Annotated in this window: 7 protein-coding genes and 1 pseudogene; 4 read left to right on the top strand and 4 right to left on the bottom strand. The window is 39.3% G+C overall.

All coding sequences use genetic code 11. The features are described 5' to 3' along the window. Positions 1-583: 583 nt before the first annotated feature. The 3 genes from V7K48_RS07550 to V7K48_RS07540 all read left to right on the top strand — a co-directional run bounded on the left by V7K48_RS07550 (position 584) and on the right by V7K48_RS07540 (position 4,876). Positions 584-940 (top strand): hypothetical protein, encoded by a 357-nt coding sequence (locus V7K48_RS07550; RefSeq protein ID WP_335071076.1) that lies wholly within the window; start codon positions 584-586, stop codon positions 938-940. A gap of 182 nt (positions 941-1,122) precedes the next feature. Next, complete coding sequence (locus tag V7K48_RS07545) at positions 1,123-3,342, top strand: peptidase domain-containing ABC transporter (protein WP_335071082.1); 2,220 nt, start codon at positions 1,123-1,125, stop codon at positions 3,340-3,342. A gap of 31 nt (positions 3,343-3,373) precedes the next feature. Beyond that, entirely contained in the window at positions 3,374-4,876 is a 1,503-nt protein-coding gene (locus tag V7K48_RS07540; protein WP_335071080.1) for an HlyD family efflux transporter periplasmic adaptor subunit, read from the top strand. Between the two features lie 512 nt (positions 4,877-5,388). Here V7K48_RS07540 and V7K48_RS07535 read toward each other — a convergent pair. Beyond that, positions 5,389-5,736 (bottom strand): hypothetical protein, encoded by a 348-nt coding sequence (locus V7K48_RS07535; protein WP_335071078.1) that lies wholly within the window; start codon positions 5,734-5,736, stop codon positions 5,389-5,391. Positions 5,737-6,275: 539 nt separating this feature from the next. Here V7K48_RS07535 and V7K48_RS07530 point away from each other — a divergent pair. After that, positions 6,276-6,632 (top strand): hypothetical protein, encoded by a 357-nt coding sequence (locus tag V7K48_RS07530; protein ID WP_335071076.1) that lies wholly within the window; start codon positions 6,276-6,278, stop codon positions 6,630-6,632. 315 nt (positions 6,633-6,947) lie between these two features. Here V7K48_RS07530 and V7K48_RS07525 read toward each other — a convergent pair. From V7K48_RS07525 to V7K48_RS07520, 3 genes and pseudogenes are all read right to left on the bottom strand, one after another. After that, a protein-coding gene (locus tag V7K48_RS07525; RefSeq protein ID WP_335071074.1) for an IS630 family transposase occupies positions 6,948-7,966 on the bottom strand; the annotation gives its coding sequence in 2 pieces (ribosomal slippage) (positions 6,948-7,546 and positions 7,546-7,966; 1,020 coding nt in all). A gap of 84 nt (positions 7,967-8,050) precedes the next feature. Further along, positions 8,051-8,128: pseudogene (locus V7K48_RS34935) on the bottom strand (DUF7219 family protein); the annotation flags it as partial. Between the two features lie 256 nt (positions 8,129-8,384). Next, complete coding sequence (locus tag V7K48_RS07520; protein ID WP_335071072.1) at positions 8,385-8,525, bottom strand: hypothetical protein; 141 nt, start codon at positions 8,523-8,525, stop codon at positions 8,385-8,387. Positions 8,526-8,542: the final 17 nt, after the last annotated feature.

Below are 8,542 nucleotides of genomic sequence, written 5' to 3'. Positions count from 1 at the left end.
CGACCAACTTACATTTGAGCAGGTAATTTCTGTCTCTTCTTATAACTTTATCCTGGAAGCTCTATTCTATGCAGCTTCACATTGAATTGGTATTAAAGCTTTTCATTTGTATCAAAAAATACAAAACTAGATGCGCTTACCTGGGATATTATCTTGCCAGAGTAATAAAAAAACGCTACTTAGCTCTCAATAATTTGACTGTTAAAAAAATTTAACAATCAATCAATGAATTTCATGAAATACTACGTAAGACAGATAAATTCAAATTGATGAAGTACACAACCTAAGTCTCAAAGGCTGTTTTACTTCCCAATTCTGAATTCTGCTGTATCTCAACAATCTAGGAATGAGGTTAGGCAAGATTTATCAAGAAAGAATTCAGGAGTCAGTCGCCAAAATTATCTAATTGAATTTTGTGCGACTGACGGATGAATAAACGGGTTTAAGACCCACACCAAATCATAGATTTGGTGGAAAACAATTAGTGGCGGGTCTGAATCCCCGACTAATTGATTCTGAATTCTGAATTCTTCTTCAGCCAAATACCTCTGCATTAACTCAATTTAGATCAAGGAGAAAAATCATGTCAAACAATCAAAACATCTTACAAGACTTTGGTTTGGTCGAAGAACTTGACGAACAAGCTGGTGAAACAATTACTGGTGGATACGAGGTGTTTACGATTAGAAACAAAACGAAATACAATGTCTCCTACCTGATCGATGGTACAAAAGCACCAGGGTATGCTGCAAAACCTTATTCTGGTTCAGCTGTATGGACTGCCTACAGTGGAGGAATAGTTAAATTTGACGCTGACGGTAGAAACAACTATGTGCAGAACAAATCATACAATTTGTCCAATGGGGGAATATATGAGTTTCAATACAACAACTACACTCGTGGCAATCCATACGATATAGACCTCTATAAAGTTGGGTAAATTTGAAGCAGATTTACTGTTTTGAATCTCTCAAACATACTGCAAATGGGTTATAAGACAAGCACAATGACTTTTTAGCGCGTCACTCAAGCTGTCAAAAGTCTGATCTGACAAGCCAAATGCTCAATTAAGTCGGGTCAAATGACCCGACTTTATTTTCTGCCTAATAATTGCACTTTAAAATGAAATACCAGATTGTTCTTCAACACAATGAAGAAGACTGTGGTGCTGCTTGCATTGCCACAATTGCCAAACATTACGGACGCACCTTTACCCTCAACCGCGTCCGGGAAGCGGTAAGTACCGGTTCGCGAGGCACGTCCTTATTGGGCTTGAAGCGGGGAGCGGAAACACTGGGATTTAATGCCCGCCAAGTCAAAGCTACTTCCCAACTCATCGACCAATTGCACCAAATATGCTTACCAGCGATCATTCACTGGAAAGGCAACCACTGGGTAGTGTTATACGGTCAAAAAGGCAAAAAATACGTAATTGCCGACCCTGGTATTAGCATCCGCTATCTCAGTCGTGAAGAATTAATGGCGGGTTGGGGTAATGGTGTGATGTTACTTCTGGCTCCTGATGATAGTCGCTTTTATCACCAAGAGTCTGATAAAATCGGTGGTATTGGGCGTTATATCCAAAGGATTTACCCCTATCGTTTTATTATTGCCCAAGCGATCGCTATCAACATCGCCATTGGAATCCTTTCTTTGGCCACTCCGTTTATGATGCAGCTGCTGACGGATGATGTGTTAGTGCGAGGAGATACCCAACTGCTAACGACTGTAGCAATTGGGGTGATAACCATGAACCTGATTAGAAGTGTGATTGGCTTAGTGCAATCTCATCTAATTGGTCACTTTGGTCAAAGATTACAATTAGGGCTAATTCTGGAATATGGACGCAAACTCCTACATTTGCCTCTCTCCTACTTTGAAGCCCGACGCAGTGGGGAAGTTGTAAGCCGGATTTCTGATGTTCATGCCATCAATAATCTGGTTTCTCAAATTGTCCTCGGTTTACCCAGCCAATTTTTTATTGCTGTAGTTTCCTTAGCTTTGATGCTGTTCTACAGTTGGGAACTGACTTTAGTTTCCATCGCCGCTTTTATCGTGATTACGGCTGTTAGTCTGCTGTTTTTACCAGCTATCCGCCGGAAAACCCGCAATATGATTGTTTCGGGTACAGAAAACCAAGGCTTTCTCGTAGAAACCTTTCGTGGTGTGCAAGTGTTAAAAACTACCCAAGCCACACCCCAAGCTTGGGAAGAGTACCAAGGGAATTACGGGCGGCTTGCTAACTTGGGTTGGAGTACGATGAAATTAGAACTTTACAGCAGCACCCTCGTCGGTGTTCTTTCTACTTTCATTAATATTGGCATCCTCTGGATAGGTAGCAGCTTAGTAATTAATCAGACTCTAAGTATTGGACAATTGATTGCGTATAATGGCATGAGTGGTAACTTTCTGGGCTTTTTGAGTTCTGCCATTGGCTTAGTTGATGAATTTATTACGGCTCAAATAGTCATTCAACGCTTAACGGAAGTCATTGATTCTACTCCAGAAGATGAAAATGATTTTAAAAAGCCTTGGGCAGAAATTCCTGGGGATGCAGATATTACCTGTAGTCAACTCAACTTCCACCACGCAGGTAGAGTTGATCTGTTGTCAGATTTTTCCCTAACTATTCCCGGCGGTCAAGTAATTGCTTTAATTGGTAAATCTGGGTGCGGGAAGAGTAGCCTCGCTAAATTAATTACTGGTTTATACAAAATCCAGTCGGGTAATATTCGCTATGGTCTTTACAACCAGCAAGACTTGTCTTTAGAATGTCTGCGACAACAGGTGGTGTTAATTCCTCAAGAACCACATTTTTGGAGTCGTTCAATTATCGATAATTTCCATTTCAGCTATCCTGACATTAGTTTTGAAAAGATTGTCGAAGCTTGTCAGATTGCTGGTGCAGATGAGTTTATCAGCAAATTACCCGATAAATATCAAACTGTTTTAGGAGAATTTGGTGCGAATCTTTCTGGGGGACAGCGACAAAGGTTAGCCATCGCTAGGGCAATAGTTACTCAACCCCCGATTCTGATTTTAGACGAGTCTACAAGTGCCCTCGACTCGGTAAGCGAAGCACAAATACTAGATCAATTGCTTTACCATCGCCAGGGTAAGACCACTATTATGATTAGTCATCGGCCAAAAGTCATCCAGCGAGCAGATTGGATTGTACTACTAGAACTTGGACGCTTACAAATACAAGGTACACCAGAAGAGTTGCGTCAAATCAAAGGCGACCATTTAAATTTCCTAGATGATATTGTGACATCAAAAAATGATTTAGCGATCGCAGCTTCTGCCTCTTACCTTAACGGCAAGCCTGGTGCGATTAATTAAATCATATTTTTCTTTAATACTGGACTAAAGTATGGTTAGCAAAACAGATTTTGTACCCCCAATTCAAACAAGCGAATTTTTACCACCACTTGGTCGTTGGACTACCTTTGGCGGCATGATTATCCTTGGCATTCTCAGTTTAGCAATTCCAGTCGCAGCGATCGCTAAATATAAAGTCACAGTTCAAGGACAGGCGGTTGTTCGTCCAATCGGTGAATTGCGGGTTGTGCAAGCCACAACCGAAGGTCAAGTAATGCAGATTTATGTCAAACAAAATCAAGTTGTTAAAAAGGGAGATGCTATTGCGCTCATTGACGATTCCCGTCTGCAAACTAAAAAAAGTCAACTGCAAACTAATATCCAACAAGCTAAATTACAACTGGTGCAAACCTATGCCCAGATTCAAGCCTTCAACAGCCAGATTCGTGCCGAAACCGACCGCGTTCACCGGATTATTACAGGTGCCCAAGCCGAATTGAGCGGCCGCTACCGAGAATATCAAGACAAAAAAATTACTACTGTTTCCGAGTTGCAAGAAGCTGATGCCAATATCAGAATTTCTCAAAGAGAATTACAGGTAGGTAAAGAACAGTTAAAAACAGCACAAGCCAATCTCTATGCATCCGAAGCTGCTTTGGGTGCAGCCACATCAAAGGAAAGCCGTTATAAGACTGTAGCCGCAGTCGGTGCCCTATCTAAAGACCAGTTTGAAGAAGCACAACTGCTTATGAAACAGCAACAACAATCAGTGGAAGCGCAAAGAGGCGTCGTTGAGGCGCAAAAACAAACAATTGAACGGTTAGAAGAAGCACTATCTGCTACTGTAGCAAGACGAGAACGCGCCCAAACTGCCCTCAACCCCAGTAATTCTGGAGTTGCTATTGCTACTGAGCGCATCGCCCAAGAAAAAGCCGCAGGAGAAAGCAACAAAGCAACTTTAGAAAAGGATCGCCAAGCCCTAGTTAAACAAAAAATTGAACTTGAAAAACAGCTAGAACGGGATACCAGCGAACTTAAACAGATAGAAATAGACTTAAGTCAAACCACCATCAAAGCCACTGCTGATGGGATTATTTCTCAACTTAATCTGCGAAACTCCGGTCAAAGCCTGCGTGCTGGCGAGGAAGTGGTGCAAATTGTTCCTAGCGATGTAGCTCAGGTTATAAAAGCAGCAGTGGCATCTGAAGATAAGAACAAGTTAAAAATTGGTCAAAAAGTCCAAATGCGGGTTAGTGCTTGTCCTTACCCAGATTATGGTACGCTCAAGGGTAAAGTCCAGGCGATTTCTCCAGATGCAATTACTCCCCAAAAAAATAGTAGCAATGCATCTACTGACACGCCTGTTAATCGGCAGGCACCAACGGTTGGTAGTTACTACGAAGTGAGCATTGAACCGGAAAATCTGATTTTAGGTAAAGGTAAAAATCAGTGTCACATTCAATTAGGAATGCAGGGTAGGGTTGATATCATTTCCCGCGAAGAGACTGTACTGCAATTCTTCCTCAGGAAGGCGCGGCTAATTGCAGATTTGTAAAACACCACGGACAATCTGATTTAGGACTTACGCATTGACCGGAAATACCTGAATACCAAAGATAGATGATTTGAAAAATTACATCTGTCGTAGGGGCACAGCAATGCTCATTGGTGTCAACTTAAGCTATAAATCGCTTATCTGTTGGCTTCCACGTCCGCCCAGAAATGAATTTCAGGGCTAATAGCTCAAGTCTACTCAAGTAGACTAAAGATTTTTCAGATTTATTTAGTCATCTAAAGATGACTTGAGCTATTAGCAAGGAACTGAAGTTCCTTATGGGACATAAGTTTTACGTTAAGTTGACACCAATCAGCAATGCTGTGCCCGTAGGGCGTGGTCTATTTACCTGAAAATAGCTGGAAGTTGTTTGCTAAAGGTCGCGTTTATACGGTAATTTCGCTCGATTTTGTGCCATTTTTGGACTTGAACTTCTTGTTTTTGACTCTGATTTGTAGGAAATCATTTTTATCTTTGTAAAAGTAACAGATTTAAACTAGAGTTGGCTATATTTATAGAGAACCGTGAAATTGGCCAATCACATGATCTTGACTTATTTGATTTTCATCATTAAGATACAGATGAATAAAATCAAGTGTGTCAATATCATTAGTTCCTGTGCGAAAAGTCTGGACAATCTTGACGATCGCATTATTGAATACTCTTACTTTTTGTAATAAAAGGCTATTTTCCCAAAAGTAACTCTTGGTTGTATTGGTTCCTAAATCCATTGCTGGATCAACAACCAATTCTTCAACCTCAAGTTTTTCTAGCACGTGGCTGGCTTTTTGACCGAAAACATCATCAAAAGTCCTGAGTAAATCAAAAGATTTATGAACAAAGCCGCCTTGTTGGCTCAATTTGATCAGTTTACCTGGACATATTTCATCACCTGTAAAAAATTCTGGGCTAGTTTCAATTATAGGACTTACCCACTGGACAAATTAATCTTTGAATATTTTTTTAGGAGAGTAAAAAAAGAGCACTACTTCAGATATTAATGATTTAACTGTTAATTTCATATTTTTTTATAATTTCTCAATTAATTTCATGTAATACTATTAATTACAGTAAATTTCAACTTGATGAAGTACACAACCTAAGTCTCAAAGGCTGTTTTACTTCCCAATTCTGAATTCTGCTGTATCTCAACAATCTAGAAATGAGGTTAGGCAAGATTTATCAAGAAAGAATTCAGGAGTCAGTCGCCAGAATTATCCAATTTAATTGTGTGCGACTGACGGATGAATAAACGGGTTTAAGACCCACACCAAATCTCTGATTTGGTGGAAAACAATTAGTGGCGGGTCTGAATCCCCGACTAATTGATTCTGAATTCTGAATTCTTCTTCAGCCAAATACCTCTGCATTAACTCAATTTAGATCAAGGAGAAAAATCATGTCAAACAATCAAAACATCTTACAAGACTTTGGTTTGGTCGAAGAACTTGACGAACAAGCTGGTGAAACAATTACTGGTGGATACGAGGTGTTTACGATTAGAAACAAAACGAAATACAATGTCTCCTACCTGATCGATGGTACAAAAGCACCAGGGTATGCTGCAAAACCTTATTCTGGTTCAGCTGTATGGACTGCCTACAGTGGAGGAATAGTTAAATTTGACGCTGACGGTAGAAACAACTATGTGCAGAACAAATCATACAATTTGTCCAATGGGGGAATATATGAGTTTCAATACAACAACTACACTCGTGGCAATCCATACGATATAGACCTCTATAAAGTTGGGTAAATTTGAAGCAGATTTACTGTTTTGAATCTCTCAAACATACTGCAAATGGGTTATAAGACAAGCACAATGACTTTTTAGCGCGTCACTCAAGCTGTCAAAAGTCTGATCTGACAAGCCAAATGCTCAATAAAGTCGGGTCAAATGACCCGACTTTATTGATTATCATATCCAGTAACTCCACAATCCATTTTCCAGTTTTTGTTAGTAATAACAGGTCTAAAATTGGTGAGAATATAAAAATCATTCAGGTCGTTTGGACTTATTTGGTTTTCATTATTGAGATACTTTTCTGAAGATATAGCAGTCCTAAATCATTTATGAGAAAACACCATACTCATGAAGTTTGGGAAAGTCAAAAATTTGACAATGGATCGATAGCTCAAATAATGCCTTGACTACGGTAAAAGAATGACAGAAAAAATAAAACTCTCTAATTAACCGTTTTGCTTGCAGCCAAATATCTTCTACAGGATTCTGTTGTGGTGCATTTGGGGCAAATCTCAAACAGGTGAGCAGCCATTGTTCTTTCTCAAGTTCACGATTTAATGAATCTAGGTAATCTTGAATTTCTTGTGAACGGTGGTAACTAGCACCATCCCAAATTATTAAAAGTTTGGCTCCCGGACGCTGTTGGCGGAGATATTTGAGGAAATTAATTGTGTTTTTCGAGTCACCTTTTTGTCCTGTATAAGTGATAAATTCCTTGGTTTTATAATTTAATGCACCGAAGTATGTTTGTCTATAACGAGCATTTACCACAGGTATTGATATTCGTTCGCTAGTTTTCCCCCAAACATATCCAAAGATGTCTCCCCATAGTAAATGACATTCATCAACCATAAACACAACTAGCTCTCCTGACTGTATTTTGGCTCGTCGTGTCTCCAACAACTCACAAATCTCTTTTTTTTTGATGCTACTAATTCTGGGTTATGTTTTGGATTATTTGCTTGAGTTTTTTTCCAACTAATGCTAGCGACATCAAATAAATCGTAGTAACTTTGTTTCGAGGAGAATATCACTCCATATTTTGCGGCAATCTGATATTCTAATTCATTTAAAGTCCATTTATCTTGGGAACGCAACCATTCAATTACCTCGCCACGTTGAATATCATCTAGAAGTCCAACACTTCCTTTATGCGCCAGTTTTAAACCCTCAACTCCAATTTTAAAAAATGCTTTTTTATACGTACTGATGAAACCAGATGAAACTCCTAATACTGGGATTATTTCCTGATGTTTGTATCCACATAACAGCATTTTTACTGCTGTAGCACGCTTGATTTCACGCGGCTCTTTACTATTTTTGATAAAATCTTCTAATAATTGCATCCACATCACCACATTTATACCTTGGTTCTAAAAGTTACTTTTAGCCCGTCTCAGTATTTTCTCATGAATGATTCCGGATTGCTATAGTTTTCCACCAGTTTTCAAACTAGTAATGTAGCTAATTTTTTGAGCAAATTCTTGGAGGTTGGCATTAAATACTAGTACAGCAGAGCGTAAATAAACCAACTATACCCTCCGGGAAGCCGCTCTGCATCTACAAAATAGCGCAATAGCAAGAAATATAATTCTTTTGAATGAGTGACTTCCGCCTTGCAGTACTAGGTTCTTTGGCTTAACTTTCCTGTAATAGCTACTGCAAGAGTGTAAAAAGCTATTTTTAGCTTCATAATTTGGCTGTATTATTAATTTCCTCTTGAAAAAAACTTAATTTTTTAGATTACAGCAAATTGATATAATTTTATACTGGATCGACCCAGATATTGTGCATCAAAAAGACTTCAGCTAGGTAATGTTCTGCGATTTGGACTGACACCACAACCAAGAATAGGGTGAGGAAGATTTGCACAAAGCCTTGGAGTATAATTGGCAAGGATAGCATAAAGCGATCGCCATAAG

Origin of the sequence: Nostoc sp. (assembly GCF_036919615.1) — a bacterium.
GTDB lineage: Bacteria > Cyanobacteriota > Cyanobacteriia > Cyanobacteriales > Nostocaceae > Nostoc.
This window is presented reverse-complemented; position numbering and strand designations above follow the sequence as displayed.